We start from the raw sequence: 16,035 nt of genomic DNA, 5'->3' as shown, positions 1-16,035 counted from the left end.
CAGGAACACATGATCACCGCAACCCGGCCGTTGACGCGCCGCTTCCACCGATCCGCGCGCACGGTGGCGACCCTCACGCTCACCCTCCTGCTCGCGATCGGCGGCGCGGCCTGTTCCACTTCCACTTCGACTCCGACAGCCGGCGACGTTGCCTCCTACGCCGTCGTCACCCGGGGCGACCCGGAGTTCGAGAAGGCCTTTCGACACGAGTTCGCCGACATCGACGGTGTCCGCATGCACTACGTGACCGGCGGCAGCGGCACACCGGTGGTGCTGATACACGGCTGGCCACAGACTTGGTACGGCTGGCGGCCGATCATGCCGGCACTCGCCGAACACCACACCGTCTACGCGGTCGACCTTCCCGGACTGGGCGACAGCACCGGCTCACCGACCGGCTACGACAAGGCCACCCTCGCGCGGTACGTGCATACGCTGATCGCCGGAAGGCTCAAGGTCCGGGACGCCGCCGTCGTCGGGCACGATTTCGGCGCCGCAGTAGCGTTTCAGTACGCCAGCCAGTTCCCCGACGACACCGCCCGCCTCGGCTACTTCGACCTGCCACTACCTGGGCCCGCGATCAATGCGTCCACATACCGCTCACTGAGCTGGCACATCGCCTTTCACTCCCAGCGACGAGTCCCCGAGGCGGTCGTAGGCGACGACGTCCGCGAGTACCTGGCGCTGTTCTATCCCCAGGTCTCGTTCGGCGGGACGGCGTTCGGCGGCACCTCAGATCGATCCCCGTTCACCGACGCCGAGATCAACGAGTACGCGCGAACCTACAGCAGGCCCATGGTCCTGTCGGGTGGCTTCGAGCTCTACCGCGCCCTCGACAAGGACGTCCGCGACACCGTGGCAGCAGCACCGGTACGTGTCCCGACCCTGCTCATGACCGCCCAGGGGCAGCTCGACGCGATCAGAGCCACAGTCGCCCCGCGACTGACCAACATCGTGCGGGCGGTGGACGTGCCGCACGCAGGACACTGGCTCGTCGAGGAGAACCCTCAGTTCGTCACTACGGAGTTGCTACGTTTCCTCGACGGATGATCCCGGGGCATGCCCTATGTCCCTCTCCTGGTTTCTCACCCACTATGGGCACATGACGCGTTACCGCCGGGTGGTCGAGGTGTACGCCGAGGGAGGATACGGATCGCCTACCTGTCGCAGCGCTACGACGTCGACATCAGCGTCCCGAAGGTCGTCACCGGCGGCTGGCACGGCATGTCCGGTGCCGCCCTGTTCGGCCCCGGCCGGGTGCTGCTCGGCGTCGTCATCGCCGACCCCGTCAGGTACGGCAGCGCCCGGCTGCACGCCCTGCCCGTGCGCAGGCTCCTGGGCGACCCCGCGTTCGCCCAGCTGATCGGCCCGGTGGACGTGGAGGAGGTGGAGGACCGCGGCCGGGTCACCGACCTCGACTCCGGCAGCTACCTGCAGCCGCCGTACCTGCCGGTGGCGGCCGGGTTCGCCGACGAGCGGGGCCTGACCGCCGACCTCGCCTCCGGCGTCCACGTCGAGCAGGCCTGGCCCACGCTGCTGGTGGTCGACTACCCCGACCGGCTGACCGACCCGGTGATCGCCCTGCTCAAGCGCCTCGGCGACCGGGTCCGCGGTCCGAGCACGCCGCCACCCTTGCCTCGCTCTCGCAGGCCCAGTACGCGCTGGCCGACCTGGCCGCGGCCGCGGCGACCGCCGTGCTGCGGCAGCAGCTCCCCGACCTGGACTTCCTGCTGGCCCAGGTGCTCGGCGTGCGCGCCGAGATCCACGCCCGCGAGGACGACCTGCCCACGGCCATCGAGCTGAGCGGCGAGGCCGTCGAGGCCCTGCGCGCGCAGGGTCCCGACGGCGCGGGCCTCCTGGCCATCGGGCTACGCCAGCTCGGCGGCTACCTGCTCGACGTCAACCTGCCGCAGGAAGCCGTGACCGTGCTGCGCGAGTGCTGGCGGAGATCCTGCGCGAGCTGGGCAGGACGCGCGAGGCCGTCGAGGCCGAAGCGGAAGCCGCCCGCTGGAGCTAGCCGCAGCTCCAGCGCCACCTTGCCGTCAGGTCCGCGCGGCCGCATTGTTCGACACGTCTGGGTGTATCACTCGGGATCTGGGTGAGCCGTCCTGAGATCCCGGCGCAGCCTGGCCGGGTCGACTTCGGTCACGGCTGTTTTTCCGTCCAGCTCCCAGCCCTTGCCGTACGCCGCGGCGAAGGCTTCCTCGCCCAGCGCGGCCCGCCCTCGGCGGGTGAGGTCGCGGACCTGCGGATCGGTGCGGTCGTGAGCGCCGCGCAGCCGGGAGGCGGCGCCGAGCAGGACGGCCGACTCGTGATGCCGCCCGTGCGCCTCGGCGAGCGCGGCCGCGTTCACCGCCACCAGCGACAGGATCGGCAGGTCCCGGGTCTCCAGCGCCGCCGCGTACGCCTTCGCCAGCACCTTCTCCGCGCCGGCCAGGTCGCCCAGCTCCAGGTAGAGCGAGGCCCGTACGCTGCCGACCAGCGTCCGCCCGTGGTCGCCGGGGAACGTGGTGTCGCCGTGCAGACCCCGTTCGGCGTTGTCGAGCAGTCGCCGCGCCCGGTCCAGGTCGCCGTGCCGCACCCAGAAGCCGGCCTCCCGCGCGTCGACCAGGATCAGCATCTCCTCCGAGGCCGCACGCCGGGCCCGGTCCCGGGTCGAGTCGATCATGGCGATCGCCAGGTCGGTGTCGCCGCGCCGCAGGTGCAGGTCGATCCAGCGCAGGTCCCTGTACACCTCGTCGCGGAGGCTGAGCGAGCCGAACTCGCCCGCCAGCGTCCGGGCCTCGCGCAGGTCGGCCAGCGCGCCGTCGAGGTCGTCGTCGTACCGCCGCAGCTGGGCGCGCATCGGCAGCGCGGTGGCCTGGCCCCAGCGGTCGCCGACCTGCCGAAAGCAGGCCAGGGCCGCCTCCACGTCGGTGCGCATCCTGTCGAGCTCGCCCGCGTTCTCGGCGAACTGGGCCCGGAACATGCGGGCCAGCCCGGACAACCACACATCGTCGCCCTCGGCCAGGTGGTCGATGATCGCGAGCTTGGTCTTCTCCTCCTGGATGAGCGCGATGAGCACGCCGTACGGACCTGGCAGCTCCGGGTACGCGAGCAGCCGGTCGGCCAGCTCGCGCAGCTGCGCCTGGTCGTCGGCGGTCATTCCTGGCTGGGTGCCGACCTGGTCGAACAGGTAGATCGCGTGGGCACAGTCGCGGACGGGCGTCGGCTCGCCGCCGGGCACCGCCAGTGCCTCGCCCAGCCAGTAGGCCGCGTCGGCGTGCTGGCCGAACATCTGCCAGTACCAGGTCAGGTTCAGGGCGAGCGCGACCGCGCCGGGGGCGTCGCCGGTGTCGCACCGCCGGCGCAGGGCGGCCAGCGCGTTGTCGTACTCGGCGCTGATGACTCGCCTGGCCGCCAGCTGGCCGGGCCCGCGCAGCTGCGGGTCGTATCGGGCCATCAGCTCGGCGAAGTAGCCCGCGGCCAGGTCGCGGACGGTGTCGAGGTCGCCCGTCTCGGCCAGGCGGCCGGTGCCGTACTCGCGCAGCGTCTCCAGCATGCGGTAGCGGCCCGGCTCGGGCGCCAGTTGCAGCAGCGACCGATCGATCAGGCCGGCGAGCAGCTCGGGGATCTCGGCAGCAGGTACGGCGGTGCCTGCGCAGACCGCGGTCGCCGAGGCCTGCGTGACGCCGCCGGGCAGGATCGAGACGCGTTCGGCGACCGTACGCTCGTGCTCGCTCAGCAACTCCCAGCTCCAGGCGATGACCGCGCGCAGCGTGCGGTGCCGGGGCAGCGCGGTGCGGCTGCCGGTGGTGAGCAGCCGGAAGCGGTCGGAGAGCCCGTCGGCCAGCTCGGGCAGCGACAGCGTCCGCAGCCGGGCCGCGGCCAGCTCCAGCGCCAGCGGCAAACCGTCCAGGCCGCGGACCACCCGCCGGACCTCGGGCAGCGTCGTCTCGTTCACGTCGAAGCCCGGGCGCACGGCCGCGGCCCGCTCGGTGAACAGGCGTATCGACGCCGCCCGCCGGGCCTGTTCGACGCCGTCGTCCGGCCCGGGCAGCGCGAGCGGGCCGAGCGGCACCAGCGCCTCGCCGTCGATCGCGAGGGGTTCGCGGCTGGTGGCCAGCACCCGCAGCCCGGCGCATCGAGATAGCAGTGCCGCGACCAGGTGGGCCACGGCGTCGATCAGGTGCTCGCAGTTGTCGACCAGCAGCAGGCTCTCCCGGCCGCCGAGATGGTCGGCGAGTACGTCCAGGTCGGAGCCCTCGACCCGCATCCGGGACTCGAACATCGCGCCGCCGCGCAGCCCGATCCCGGCGAGCACGGCCGCGCCGATTTTGGCCGGCTCGGTGACCGAGGCGAGGTCGATCATCCAGGCACCGTCGCGGTACTCGTGGCGGTGGCGGCGGGCGGCCTCGACGGCGAGGCGCGTCTTGCCGGCGCCGCCCGGGCCGAGCACGGTGACCAGGCGCCCGGCGGTGAGCAGCGTGTCGATCCGGGCGAGGTCGTCATCGCGGCCGATGAAGCTGGTCAGCGGCGCGGGCAGGTTACCCGACCCTTTACGGGCGTCCGGGGCGGGCCGCTCGGCGCGCAGCAGGCGCAGGTGGCGCTCGCGCAGGGCGTCGCCCGGGTCGGTGCCGAGGACGTCGGCCAGGGTTTCGCGGACCCGCTCGTACAGGGCCAGGGCCTCGGCCTGGCGACCCTGGGCGGCGAGCGCGTCCATGAGCAGCGCGGCCGCCCGCTCGTGGACGGGGTGCTCGGCGAGCAGGGCGGTCAGGCGGGCGGCGGCCGCGTCGGCACGGTCCAGGGACAGCTCGGCGTCGGCGAGGTCGGCGACGGCCTCGACCGAGGCGTGGGCCAGCCGGGTCGCGGTGGCGGGCGCCACCGCGGCGACGACCGTGGGCTCGGCCCCGGGACGGTCGCCCCACAGCGCCACGGCCTCGCCGAGCACGGCCGCCGCGGCATTCGGGTCGCCGGCGCGCAGGCGGTCACGGCCGGCGGCGGCGAGCTGCTCGAACCGCAGCGCGTCCACGTCGGCCGCGTCCACGTCCAGCCGGTAGCCGCCCGCGGCCTGCGCGACGTCGCCGGCCGAGCCGAGGGTCCGGCGCAGCCGCGAGACGAGGGCCTGCAGGGCGTGGGCGGGGCCGGCCGGCGGGTCCTCGGCCCAGATCGCGTCGACGAGGACGCCCTGCTCGACCGCGCGCCCGCCGGCGAGCGCCAGCCGTACGACCAGACCCTGCAACCGGGCACCCGGAACGGGCAGGACGGCGTCACCGCGAGACGCCTGAAAGGCGTCGAGCAGCGTGACACGAAGCCGCGCATCCCCGTCCATCTCCCAATCTTCGCGTGCGCACCTCGAGTCCCCAAATCACGGCAGGGCCTTCGCCACGCCACCATACGGGAGTGTCAGCGCCATGTGTGGCCCCGTCAGCGCCGTGTGTGCCCCGTGTGAGCGGCCCGCGTCAGGCTTTGCGTGCCTCAGAGAAGAGGCTTCGGAAGGGGAGTTCTCGTGCATGACGTAGTGATCGTGGGCGCCGGCCCGGTCGGTCTTTTCCTTGCCTGCGAGCTTGGCCTCGCCGGCTGCTCTGTCCTGGTGCTCGAGCGGGAGCAGGAGCCCCGCTCCCCGTGGAAGGCGGACCCGCTCGGCGTGCGGGGCCTGTCCGCCACGTCGGTCGAGGCGTTCTACCGCCGCGGGATGCTGCACCCGCTGCTGAAGGCGTCGGGCGTCAACGACTATCCCGGCGCGGACGAGCCGGCACCCCCTCGTGGCGTCGGCCACTTCGCCGGCATGATGCTCGATCCGGCCAAGGTCGACGTCGCCGCCCTGCCGTTCCGGCTTCCCAGCCCGGCGATGGAGGGCGTGATGACGAACCTCGAAGCGGTCGAGACGGTGCTGTCCGAGCGGGCGTCCAAGCTCGGCGTGGAGGTCAGGCGCGGCGTCACGGTCTCAGCCATCGCGCAGGACGATGAGATCGTGGTCGCGCAAGCCGGCGAGCACGAGTACGCGGCGCGCTGGCTCGTCGGCTGCGATGGCGGCCGCAGCGCGGTGCGTGGGCTCGCGGGCTTCGACTTCGTCGGCACCGAGCCGCAGCTCACCGGCTACGTCGTGCTCGCCACCATCGCCGATCCAGAGAAGCTGAGCCCTGGGTTCAATCTGACGCCGACCGGCATGTACCTCCGGACGCCCGCGAAAGGGTACATCGGCATGCTGGAGTTCGACGGCGGCGCGTTCGATCGCTCGCAGCGGCCGACTCGCGACCATCTCCAGGCGGTTCTGCGCCGTGTGTCCGGCACCGGCGTGACGCTGAGCGACGTCCATCTCGCCTCGAGCTTCACCGATCGGGCGATGCAGACGACGACGTACCGGAAGGGGCGCGTCCTGCTCGCGGGCGACGCCGCACACATCCACTCTCCCCTCGGAGCGCAGGGACTCAACCTCGGCATCGGCGACGCCATGAACCTGGGATGGAAGCTCGCGGCGACCGTGCACGGGTGGGCATCGGACGGGCTTGTCGACACCTACACCCGCGAGCGCCATCCGATCGGCGCCTGGGTGCTCGATTGGACGCGCGCCCAGGCGGCGGTGATGCGGCCGGACGCGCATGCCCAGGCGATCCAAGCAGTGATCCGCGACCTGCTCGGGACCCGTGACGGAACGACCTACGCGTTCGAGAAGATCTCGGGATCGTCGATCCGTTACGACCTTGGCAGCGAGCAGTCGCTGGTCGGCCGCAACGCCCCGGACCTTCGTCTTGAGGACGGCACTCGCCTCGGCGACCTGATGCAGGACGGACGAGGCGTCGCGCTTGACTTCAGCACGGACCGACGCCTGCACGGTTCGGCGATGGGCTGGGAGAGCCGGATACGGTATGCGGCCGGGCCGGCGAGAAACGACCTCGGATCAGGTGCCGTGCTTGTCCGGCCTGACGGCATAGTCGCCTGGGCAGGTGACCGCGACCCCGATCGTGAAGCGTTCGAGCGGGCCGCCGGCCATTGGTTCGGTAGTCCGGCGTGAAACTTCCTCTCCTCAACCGTGTTCCAGGAGCGCACATGACGATCACCCTCCGACCGGGAAGCACCGTGATGTTCACCGGCGATTCGATCACCGACTGCCAGCGGCTGGAGAGCGAACACGGCCTCGGGTTCGGCTACCCGCTGCGCATCGCGGGCGAGTGGGGACTCCGGCACCCGGACCGGGCCGTGACCTGGCTGAACTCCGGGATCGCGGCCGACAAGGTGATGGACCTCGAACCCCGGTGGCAGGCGGACGTGCTCGACGCGCGCCCGGACGTGGTGTCGATCCTCGTCGGCATCAATGACGTCGGCTGGCACACGTACGACCCGGACGGCTACGTGATCCCCGCGGAGGACTACGCGGCAGGCTACGACCGCCTGCTCGCGCCCCTCGCTGAGACCGGCGCCGACCTGATCCTCATCGAGCCGTTCCTCCTGCCGATTCGCGGCCGTATCGAGGTCGGCGACGCACACTTCGGCGTAGAGGACCTGAAGAAGTGGCGCGCCGACCTCGACCCCAAGATCCAGGTCGTGCGCGAGCTCGCCCGCAAGTACGGCGCGCACCTGCTCGCCGCCGACGGCATGTTCGCCGAGCTCGCCGTGACGACCGGGCCGGAGTACTGGGCTGCGGACGGCGTGCACCCGACGCCGGCCGGTCACGCCGCACTCGCGGCGGCCTGGCTGCGCCTGGTCGCGTGACCGTGCCATGGCGAGTACGACTCAACTGGGATCCAAGAGAGTCCCAAGCCCGCGCGTGTTCTATGAACCCCATGAGAAACAACATGTTCGCGGCCCGACGACTGCGCCGCGCCCTGGCTCTCGTTCTGCTGGCCGGCTCCGCGATGTTCACGGTTGGTACGACGACGAGCAGTCCCGCCTACGCATGGAACCCGGCCGACGACGGCTGGCACCGCTGCCTCATCGACGGTAAGTGGATGTGGTGCAAGGACTTCTAAACCCGAGGCGAGGCCGCCCTTCCCTCGCGGCTGCCTGATCGGTGTCGAGGTCGGCCCGGATGCTCTCGCGGCCGCGGGGCGCTGCGGCGACCTCGCCACCGGCGTCGCGGAGGACCGTATCGCCTACGCGTACGCGGCGTCCGCCGAGACCGGCTGGCTCACCCTTCCCGGGTACGACAGCGCCCCGCGCACGCTTCTCGAACACCTCGTCACGACGGTGGCCGATCTCGGGCTGATCGACGCGGCCCAGGCGGCGGCCATCTTCGGCCAGCCGACGTCGGGCGGATGAAGCCATGACGCGAGATCCCCGAGGCTCAGGGTGTGACCTCCTCCGCCCGGTGGCAGGCGACCGTGCGGCCGGTGACCTCGCGTGGCTCCGGGCGTTCGGCCGCACACCGGTCCATGGCGAGCGGACAGCGGAGCCGGAACGCGCAGCCGTCCGGGGCGGCGGGTCCCGTGCCGGCCGCGGGCGCCGGCGGTGACCCGCCCAGCCGTGGTACGGCGGCGCGCAACGCGGCCGTGTAAGGGTGCGCCGGGCGGGTGAGCAGCGTTCTGGTCGGGCCCGATTCCACGATCCGCCCGGCGAACATCACGTGCGACGTACGGCACAGCCGGTGCACCACGGCCAGGTTGTGCGTGATCAGCAGGTATCTCAGGTCGCGTTCGGCGGCCAGCGATTCGAGCAGGTCGAGGACGCGGGCCTGGACCGTGACGTCCAGCGCGCTGGTCGGCTCGTCGAGGACCAACGTGGTCGGCTCCACGGCCAGCGCCCTGGCGATGATCACCCGTTGCCGCTGCCCGCCGGAGAGTTCGTGCGGGCGCCGCTCCGCCAGCGCGGGGTCGAGGTCCACCGCGTCGAGCAGTTCGGCGATCCGGTCGGGCTTGCGATGGACGCGCAACGCCTCTCTGAGGGACGCGGCCACCCGCATCCTGGGGTTCAGCGCCTCGCTGCCGTCCTGGAAGACCGGCTGCACCGCGCCGCGGAAGCCGATCCGGTCCATCGCGGCCACGTCCCGCCCGCCGTACGTCACCCCGCCGGACATGGGTGGGAGCAGGCCGAGCAGGGCCCTGGCCACGGTGGTCTTGCCTGAGCCGCTCTCGCCGATCAGGCCGACGCCGCCCGCCGTGACGTCCAGGGTGACGCCGTGGACGACCGCGGCGCCGCCGTACCCGAGGGTGAGGTTCTCAGCTTTGAGCATGGTCGGCCTCCTCGGGCAGCGCGGGGATCGCGGCGATGAGTTCACGCGTGTACGGCGAGGCCGGAGCGGTGAACACCGCCGTGGCCGGCCCCGACTCGACGACCCGGCCCTGCTTCATGACCGTGACGTGGTCGGCGATCGCGGAAACGAGGGCGAGGTCGTGCGAGACGAGCAGCACGGTCAGGCCGCGCTCGTCGTGCAGGCGGCGCAGCACGTTCACCACCTCGGCCTGGACGGTGACGTCGAGCGCACTGGTCGGCTCGTCGGCCAGGATGACCTCGGCGCCGAGGGCGAGCGCGACCGCGAGAGCGAATCGCTGGGCCTGCCCGCCGGACACCTCATGGGGATAGCGCCGCAGCACCGACGCGTCGAGCATCACGTCGCGCAGCGCGCCCGCGGTGCGTTCCGCCGCCGCCGCGCCCTTGATCCCGTGCTTGGCGAGAGTACGGCGGAGCACGGCGCCCAGGCGCATGGTCGGGGTGAACGCCCCCTGCGGGCTCTGCATGACCAGGGCGATCTTCGAACCGCGCAGGCCGTCGGCGCCGTCCTTGGTCACGTCGACCCCGCAGGCCCTGATCGAACCGCTGACCTCGGCGTGGTCGAGCAGGCCGAGGACGGCCATGAGCGTGGTGGTCTTGCCGGAACCGCTTTCCCCGACGATCGCCGCGCAGGTCCCGGCGGCGACGTCCAGCGCGGGCACCGCCGCGATCACCTGGTCGCCGATCCTGACCTCCAGGTCCCTGATCTCGATCATCGCGTCCTCTTCCTGTGCGGGTCGAGCGCGTCCCGCATCCCCTCACCGAGCACGTTGAACGCGAACGCGGTGACCAGGATGGCCAGACCCGGGAAGGTCACCACCCACCAGTTCGTGGTGAACAGGGACTGCCCCTGCTCGATCATCAGCCCCCACTCGGCCGTCGGCTCCTGCGCGCCCAGGCCCAGATAGGACAGCGCCGCCGCGGTCAGGATGACCCCACCCGCGTCCAGCGAGAACTGGACCAGCACGGGCGTGAGCGAGTTGGGCAGCACGTGACGCAGGACGATGCTCGGCGTGCCCACGCCCAGGCAACGGGCCGCGTCCACGAACCCGCGCGCGGCCACGGACTGGGCCACGGACGCGGTCAGCCGGGCGTACCACGGCCACCAGGTGGCGGCGATCGCGATCACCACCGTGTTCACGCTCGGCTGCAGCACCACGGCGGTGGCCAGGGCCAGCAGCAGCGCGGGAAAGGCCAGGAAGATGTCGGTCACCCGCATGATCACGTCCCGGAGCCAGCCCGTCGAGTAGCCGGCGACGACGCCCAGGGTGACACCCACCAGCGCGGACAGGACGAGCACGGCGACGGCGACGAAGAGGGAGGTGCGCGCGCCGTACACCACTCGGGTGAGGATGTCCCGGCCGACCGCGTCGGTGCCGAACCAGTGCTCGCCGCTCGGCGGCAGCAGGCTCCGCACCGGGTTCGGTTCGGCGGGTGCCAGGAGCAGCGGGCCGATCACGGCCGTGAGCACGATGACCACCAGCAGCCCGATCCCGACGCGCGCCAGGAGGTCCAGGCGGGGGTTCCGGGTGCGGCGGAGAAGGGTCAGGCGGGGGTTCCGGGTGCGGGGGAGAGGAACACTGCGTGTCATCGTTGCCTCGCTCGTGGGTCGATCACGCCCTGGAGCAGGTCCACGACGAGGTTGGCGAGCACGTAGAGCAACGCGACCAGCAGGGTGACGCCGGCGATGGCCGGGATGTCCAGACTGCGGATCGAGTCGGCCGCGTACCGGCCGAGACCGGGCCAGTTGAAGATCGCCTCGACCAGGAAGCCGTTGACGATCGAGTAGGCGAACACCAGGGCCACCAGCGACAGCAGCGGGTTCAGCACCGGGCGGAGCGAGAAGCGGGTGAGCACCTCCGTCCGGTTGAACCCCAGCGCCCTGGCCATCCTGGCGTGGTCCTGGCCGGATTCCTCGATCAGGGCCGCCCTGGTGAGCTGGGCGACCACGCCCGTCGGGTAGGCGGCCACGACCAGCGCGGGCAGGATCAGGTGGTGCAGCGTACTGGTCAGGATCGGCCAGTTCCCGGTGATCAGCGCGTCCACGGCGGTGATGTTCGTGTAGACCGTGAGCGGGCTGGTGGTGTCGAGCGTGCTGTCGTACTCGCCGGCGACCGGGAACCACCGCAGCCCGCTGGCGAACACGGTCTGGATGGCGAGCGCCAACCAGAAGACCGGGACGGACACGGCCAGCATCGTGCTCAGCCGTACCGTGAAATCCAGAAATTTCGCCCGGTACCGGGTGGCGGCGATGCCCAGCGGGATGCCCACCACGATCGCGATGAGCAATGCGGCGCCCACCAGCTCCAGCGAGGCGGGGAAGGCCAGCGCCAGGTCGTCGGCCACCGGCTGCCGGGTGTGCAGGCTGGTGCCCAGGTCGCCGGTCAGCAGGTCCCGCGCGTAGGTCAGCAGCTGCATCCAGAGCGGGTCGTCGAGGCCGAACCGTTCGCGCGCGGCGGCCAGCTCGGTGGCGCTGGCCTTGGGCCCGGCGAAGGCGACGGCCGGGTCGCCGGGCAGCAGCCGCGTGATCACGAAGGTGAGCGCGACCACGCCGGCCACGACCAGGAGCGCCTGGCCGAGCCGGCGGATCAGATGGCGCAGCACGCTACTTGCCCGGCTTCAGGTCGTAGGCGAACACGACGCTCGGGTAGGCCGGGTTGTCCACGTAGCCGCTGACCCCGGCGGCGTAGGCCCTGCGGTAGCGCTGAACGTACGGCACGGCCACCGCGGCCTGCTCCTGGATGATCTGCTTCTGCAGGTTCGCGTACGCCGTCTCGGCCTTGGCCCTGTCGGTCGCGGCCAGCCCGGGCAGCGCGTCGATCTCCTTGTCGATCGTGTCGTCCTTCAGGTAGGACAGGTTGAACGACGGCGGGTCCATGCTGCGGAAGACGTTGAGGAACCAGGAGTAGGCGTCGGCGTAGTCCGGATACCAGTACATGACGAACAGGTCCTGCCGCTTCTTGCCCTTGCCCTGGTCCCACTGGGCGTTCCAGGACAGCGGGGTCGCGTTGAGCTTCACGTTGAGCTTGGCCAGCGCCGAGGTCAGCAGCGTGGTGAGCAGCTGCTGGTCGCTGTCGCCCTGGGCGTAGGTCATGGTCAGCGTCAGCTGCTTGCCACCAGGGCCGTACCCCGCCTCCTTCAACAGCGCCTCCGCCCCGGCCAGGTCCTGCTTGGGCGTCAGGCCGGCCGCGTGGCCGAGCAGGCCCTCGGGCACCAGCCCGCTCGCCGGCGCGATCGCGCCCTTGGCGGCCGCGACCAGACCGTCGTAGTCGATGGCCTGCTGCAGCGCCCTGCGCACCTTGACGTCCATGGTGCCGGTGTTGAACAGGACGAGCAGGTTCTGGAACGAGGGCGTCTCGGAGGTCTGCAGCCCGGCCGCCTTGGCCTGGTCGAACAGCTGCGGCCCGAGCCGTTCCGCGTAGGTGACCTCGCCGCGCTGGAGCAGCTGCCAGGTGGTGGTCTCCTGAGGGCTCACCCGGAACCGCATCGTCTTGTAGTGCGGGCCGTCCCAGCCGCCCCAGTAACCGTCGAACGCCGTCAGGGTCAGCTCGACCTCGCGCCCCTTCTGCCAGTCGCCGATGACGTAGGGGCCGGTGCCGCCGTCCTGCTTGCCGCCTGCGAGGTCGGCCGCGGTGTCGTAGATGTACGCCCCGTAGCCCGAGGAGGCGATCAGGTCCAGCGGAGCCGCCTGGGACAGGGTGAACTCCACCGTGGTCGGGTCCACGACCTTGATCGACTTGACCGCGTCCCAGATGTAGGCGGCGTACCCCTTCTTCTTCCTGGTCCGCTCGATGGCCGCCTTGACCGCATCGGCGTCCATGGTCTTGCCGGTGTGGAACTTCACGCCCTCACGGAGCTTGAAGGTCCACTTCCTGCCGTCCGCGTCAGCGGTCCACGACGTCGCCAGCCGCGGTTCGACCTTCTTCGTCGCCGGGTTGTACTTGGTCAGCGTCTCGTAGATGTTCTGCAGGGCGATGATCTCGTTGGACGAGGAGGCGGCCGGGTCCCAGTCGGTGATCACGTCCAGGTTGGACGCGTACACGAACGCGCTGTCGCCGGCCTGCGACGCCGGCTGATTCGTCTGCGCGCCGCGCACCTTCCCGCCGCCGCAGGCCGAGATCGCCAGTCCGGCGGCCAGCAGCGCCGCCACGGCCCGAGTTGTCGTGCGCATTGGCCCTCCTAGAGTTCTCCCAGCGGCCCGGCCGCCTTGATCTGGACCCGCAGCGCGGGCTCCGGCAGGTAACTCAGCGGGATCTCGGTGATTTCCACGATCTCCACTGCCGAGGGGGCGGCGCCTGCCTGCACCGCACGGTTGCGCGCGGTCTCCGACGCCTCGTCGATCGCCTCCCTGCGGCCGGGTCCGGCCGGGACAATCGTCTCGATCGAGCCGCTGACCAGGGCGATCGCGGCGCCAACGGCGTTGGCCACGTTGCCGTGGGCCGGCCGTACGACCTCACTCACGCCGGGCACCTCATCGGGGACGAGGAATGCGCCGCCGCCCACCACGACCAGCGGCAGGTCGCTCTTGCCGAGCGACATCCGGTCGACCGCGTCGGCGATCTGCTCGTCGGTCAGCTTCAGCGCCGCGGCCAGCTCGGCCGGGGGTCTCACCGACCCCATGGAGGTACGGCCCGCCGCCACGGCCGCGTCCGTCAGCGTCGGGGTGCCGCCGCCGAAGACCAGCGCCTCGGTAGTGATCCGGTAACCGACCGAAGCGCTGGAACCGAGGATCGTGCCGCCACCGAGGGCGAGGGCGAGGATGTCCGGCATCCGGAAGTTCGTCCGCACGCCACCGATCTCCACCCCGGCGGACGACACTCGCGGGAACCCGTTGACCAGCACGCCGAGGTCGGTCGACGTGCCGCCCACGTCGGCCACGATCGCGTCACCCAGGTCCGACAGGTAGGCCGCACCCCTGATCGAGTTGGCCGGTCCTGATCCGATGGTGAGCACCGGGTAGCGGGCCGCGTAGTCGACGGTCATCAGGGTGCCGTCGTTCTGCGCGAAGTAGCGGTTGACGTCCAGGCCGTAGGAGTCCAGGACGTCCCGCAGCGCGTCGTGGACGTGCGCGGCCACCTGGTAGAGCGCGGCGTTCAGCACCGTGGCGTTCTCGCGTTCGAGCAGGCCGAGCGCGCCGATCTCGTGGCTCAGCGAGACCGCGACCTGCGGCCCGAGCTCCTCGGCGGTGATCTCCGCGGCGCGCAGTTCCTGGTCGGGGGCGGCCGGGCTGAACACCGAGGTGAACGCGACCGCGTCGGCGTGCCCGGCGACCGTGGCGAGGAAGCGGCGCAGCCCCTCCTCGTCCAACGGGGCGATCTTCCTGCCGTCCACGTAGTTGCCGCCGCCCAGCACCGCCGTGCGCACCACGGTGGCCTCCCGCAGGTCGGCGGGCCAGGATTCGAGCGGGGGCACCGCGGTGGAGGAGGGCGCGGCGAGCCGTACCGCGGCCACCCGGCCGAGCCGGTGGCGCTCCAGGATCGCGTTGGTGGCGTGGGTGGTGCCGAGCATGACCCAGCCCACCCGGTCGCGGTCCGCGCCCAAGCTGTCGAGCACCTGCTTGATCGCCGCGCGCATCCCGGTGGTCACGTCCGCGCTGGTCGGCTGCTTGGTGCTGGCGATGATCCGGTTGGCTCTGTCGAGGACGACAGCGTCGGTGTTGGTGCCCCCCACGTCCACCCCGATCCGCAGGTCACGCATGGCACTCCTCCACCGGGACGTAGTCAATGTCGTAACCGAAGGCCGACGGGCCCGCCGTACGCAGGCCGGCCGAGGTACGCCAGAGCGGCGCGCACGGCCAGGCCAGGACCATCACCCGCATCCCGTAGCGGAGCGATTCGGTGGAGATGGCCTCGGCGGTCTGGTTGTCCACGATCGAGATCAGGTCCGGCACGCTGGCCCTGACCCTGCCGTCCTCCAGCGCGACCAGGTTCTCGTTCTGGATCTCGATGCGGAGCAGGCGGCCCCTGCACTCGCCGATGCCCTCGATGACCACGCTGCCGCGGACGAACCCGCCGCCGGTGCGCCGCTCGATGTCCACGAGCTTGCCGGTGATCAGGCTGACCGCGCCCAGTTCCGCGCGAAGGGCCTCGACCGGGTCGGCCGCGCCCTCCACGGCCCGGCCGAGCGCGATGGCCCGGCTGGGGGTGCCCTCGATCACCGCGCCGCGCATCTCCCCGGCAGTGAGGACGTAGTCGGCCATGATCGCCGTGCTGCCCATGGCCACGCACACGGCCCGGGCCAGCGCTTCGGACCACAGCCCGTCCACCGGGCGCAGCGTGGCCACGTTGCCCTGCACGTCCGCCATGACGACCAACCCGGGGTCGCGGCCCGCGACGTACATGGACACCATCTGAACCTCGGGGAAGGCACGGCCCATCCCGTCGGCGTCGAGGAGCGGCAGGCCGAGGGAGGCGGCCAGGGCCACCGGTTCCACGCCGTTGCCGCCGCCGATCTCCGAGGCCATCACCGCGACGACCGGCTTGCCGAGCGTCTGCTCCACGGTGTCGCGGATGAGGGCGGCCTCCCGGCCGCTGGGCAGCATCTCGCCCGACACCGTGGGCGCGCCGATCGCGCCGAGCGGCAGCACCAGGCCGTCCGTCGGCAGCTCGTCGAGTGTGACCAGCGGGACGTCGCCGTGTTCGCGCAGCGCGGCGGTGGCAGAGAGCGCTGCGGAGGCGACCCCGCCGCCGCCACCGGTGCCGAGTATCGCGCACCCGAACGTGAGATGAGGGATGTCGGCGGGGGTCACCCGCTTCCGGTCGTGCATGGCGACCAGCATGCTCGGACCTCGATGGCCGGAAATAGTCTGCGGCGCACAACATTTCGGGACTTAGTGTGATGAGCAGATAA

14 protein-coding genes are annotated in these 16,035 nt (G+C 71.6%); 6 read left to right on the top strand and 8 right to left on the bottom strand.

Translation table 11 applies throughout. The features are described from left to right. Positions 1-9 precede the first annotated feature (9 nt). Genes ACIBHX_RS24265 through ACIBHX_RS24255 form a run of 3 tightly spaced genes read left to right on the top strand, consistent with a single transcriptional unit; the run spans position 10 to position 2,102 of the window. Positions 10-1,050 carry an alpha/beta fold hydrolase gene (locus tag ACIBHX_RS24265; RefSeq protein ID WP_397069481.1) on the top strand — a complete coding sequence of 347 codons (1,041 nt, stop codon included), beginning with the start codon at positions 10-12 and terminating at the stop codon, positions 1,048-1,050. Between the two features lie 9 nt (positions 1,051-1,059). Continuing rightward, positions 1,060-1,803, top strand: a complete 744-nt coding sequence (locus ACIBHX_RS24260) for a hypothetical protein (protein WP_397069480.1) — start codon at positions 1,060-1,062, stop codon at positions 1,801-1,803. Continuing rightward, positions 1,749-2,102 carry a hypothetical protein gene (locus tag ACIBHX_RS24255; protein ID WP_397069479.1) on the top strand — a complete coding sequence of 118 codons (354 nt, stop codon included), beginning with the start codon at positions 1,749-1,751 and terminating at the stop codon, positions 2,100-2,102. The genes ACIBHX_RS24260 and ACIBHX_RS24255 overlap by 55 nt, the downstream gene beginning before the upstream one ends. Here the strand turns inward: ACIBHX_RS24255 and ACIBHX_RS24250 are convergent. Further along, positions 2,084-5,311, bottom strand: a complete 3,228-nt coding sequence (locus tag ACIBHX_RS24250) for a BTAD domain-containing putative transcriptional regulator (protein WP_397069478.1) — start codon at positions 5,309-5,311, stop codon at positions 2,084-2,086. The two genes, ACIBHX_RS24255 and ACIBHX_RS24250, sit on opposite strands and share 19 nt — an antisense overlap. 177 nt (positions 5,312-5,488) lie before the next feature. Here ACIBHX_RS24250 and ACIBHX_RS24245 point away from each other — a divergent pair, with 177 nt between their 5' ends. The 3 genes from ACIBHX_RS24245 (at position 5,489) to ACIBHX_RS24235 (ending at position 7,949) form a co-directional block, all read left to right on the top strand. Then, positions 5,489-6,994 (top strand): FAD-dependent monooxygenase, encoded by a 1,506-nt coding sequence (locus ACIBHX_RS24245; RefSeq protein WP_397069477.1) that lies wholly within the window; start codon positions 5,489-5,491, stop codon positions 6,992-6,994. A 35-nt stretch (positions 6,995-7,029) separates the two neighbouring features. After that, positions 7,030-7,692, top strand: coding sequence for an SGNH/GDSL hydrolase family protein (locus tag ACIBHX_RS24240; protein WP_397069476.1), 663 nt, complete (start codon positions 7,030-7,032; stop codon positions 7,690-7,692). 71 nt (positions 7,693-7,763) lie between these two features. Next, the gene (locus tag ACIBHX_RS24235; RefSeq protein WP_397069475.1) at positions 7,764-7,949 is read left to right on the top strand and encodes a hypothetical protein; all 186 of its coding nucleotides are present in this window, start codon (positions 7,764-7,766) and stop codon (positions 7,947-7,949) included. 314 nt (positions 7,950-8,263) lie between these two features. Here the strand turns inward: ACIBHX_RS24235 and ACIBHX_RS24230 are convergent, their stop codons facing one another. The 7 genes from ACIBHX_RS24230 to ACIBHX_RS24200 are packed head-to-tail and all read right to left on the bottom strand — an operon-like array spanning position 8,264 to position 15,952. After that, positions 8,264-9,148: an ABC transporter ATP-binding protein gene (locus ACIBHX_RS24230; RefSeq protein ID WP_397069474.1), complete on the bottom strand. Its 885-nt coding sequence runs from the start codon at positions 9,146-9,148 to the stop codon at positions 8,264-8,266. Then, positions 9,135-9,902: an ATP-binding cassette domain-containing protein gene (locus ACIBHX_RS24225; protein WP_397069473.1), complete on the bottom strand. Its 768-nt coding sequence runs from the start codon at positions 9,900-9,902 to the stop codon at positions 9,135-9,137. Before ACIBHX_RS24225 ends, ACIBHX_RS24230 begins: the two co-directional genes overlap by 14 nt. Continuing rightward, positions 9,899-10,777 carry an ABC transporter permease gene (locus ACIBHX_RS24220; RefSeq protein WP_397069472.1) on the bottom strand — a complete coding sequence of 293 codons (879 nt, stop codon included), beginning with the start codon at positions 10,775-10,777 and terminating at the stop codon, positions 9,899-9,901. The genes ACIBHX_RS24225 and ACIBHX_RS24220 overlap by 4 nt, the downstream gene beginning before the upstream one ends. After that, a complete protein-coding gene (locus ACIBHX_RS24215) occupies positions 10,774-11,790 on the bottom strand; it encodes an ABC transporter permease (protein WP_397069471.1) in 1,017 nt (338 codons plus the stop codon). The genes ACIBHX_RS24220 and ACIBHX_RS24215 overlap by 4 nt, the downstream gene beginning before the upstream one ends. A gap of 1 nt (position 11,791) precedes the next feature. After that, positions 11,792-13,357, bottom strand: a complete 1,566-nt coding sequence (locus tag ACIBHX_RS24210; RefSeq protein ID WP_397069470.1) for an ABC transporter substrate-binding protein — start codon at positions 13,355-13,357, stop codon at positions 11,792-11,794. 8 nt (positions 13,358-13,365) lie between these two features. Then, on the bottom strand, positions 13,366-14,883 hold the full coding sequence (locus ACIBHX_RS24205; protein ID WP_397069469.1) for a hydantoinase/oxoprolinase N-terminal domain-containing protein: 1,518 nt from the start codon (positions 14,881-14,883) through the stop codon (positions 13,366-13,368). Then, on the bottom strand, positions 14,876-15,952 hold the full coding sequence (locus tag ACIBHX_RS24200) for a DUF917 domain-containing protein (protein WP_397069468.1): 1,077 nt from the start codon (positions 15,950-15,952) through the stop codon (positions 14,876-14,878). Before ACIBHX_RS24200 ends, ACIBHX_RS24205 begins: the two co-directional genes overlap by 8 nt. Positions 15,953-16,035 lie beyond the last annotated feature (83 nt).

This window comes from Nonomuraea sp. NPDC050536, assembly GCF_044457685.1.
GTDB lineage: Bacteria > Actinomycetota > Actinomycetes > Streptosporangiales > Streptosporangiaceae > Nonomuraea.
This window is presented reverse-complemented; position numbering and strand designations above follow the sequence as displayed.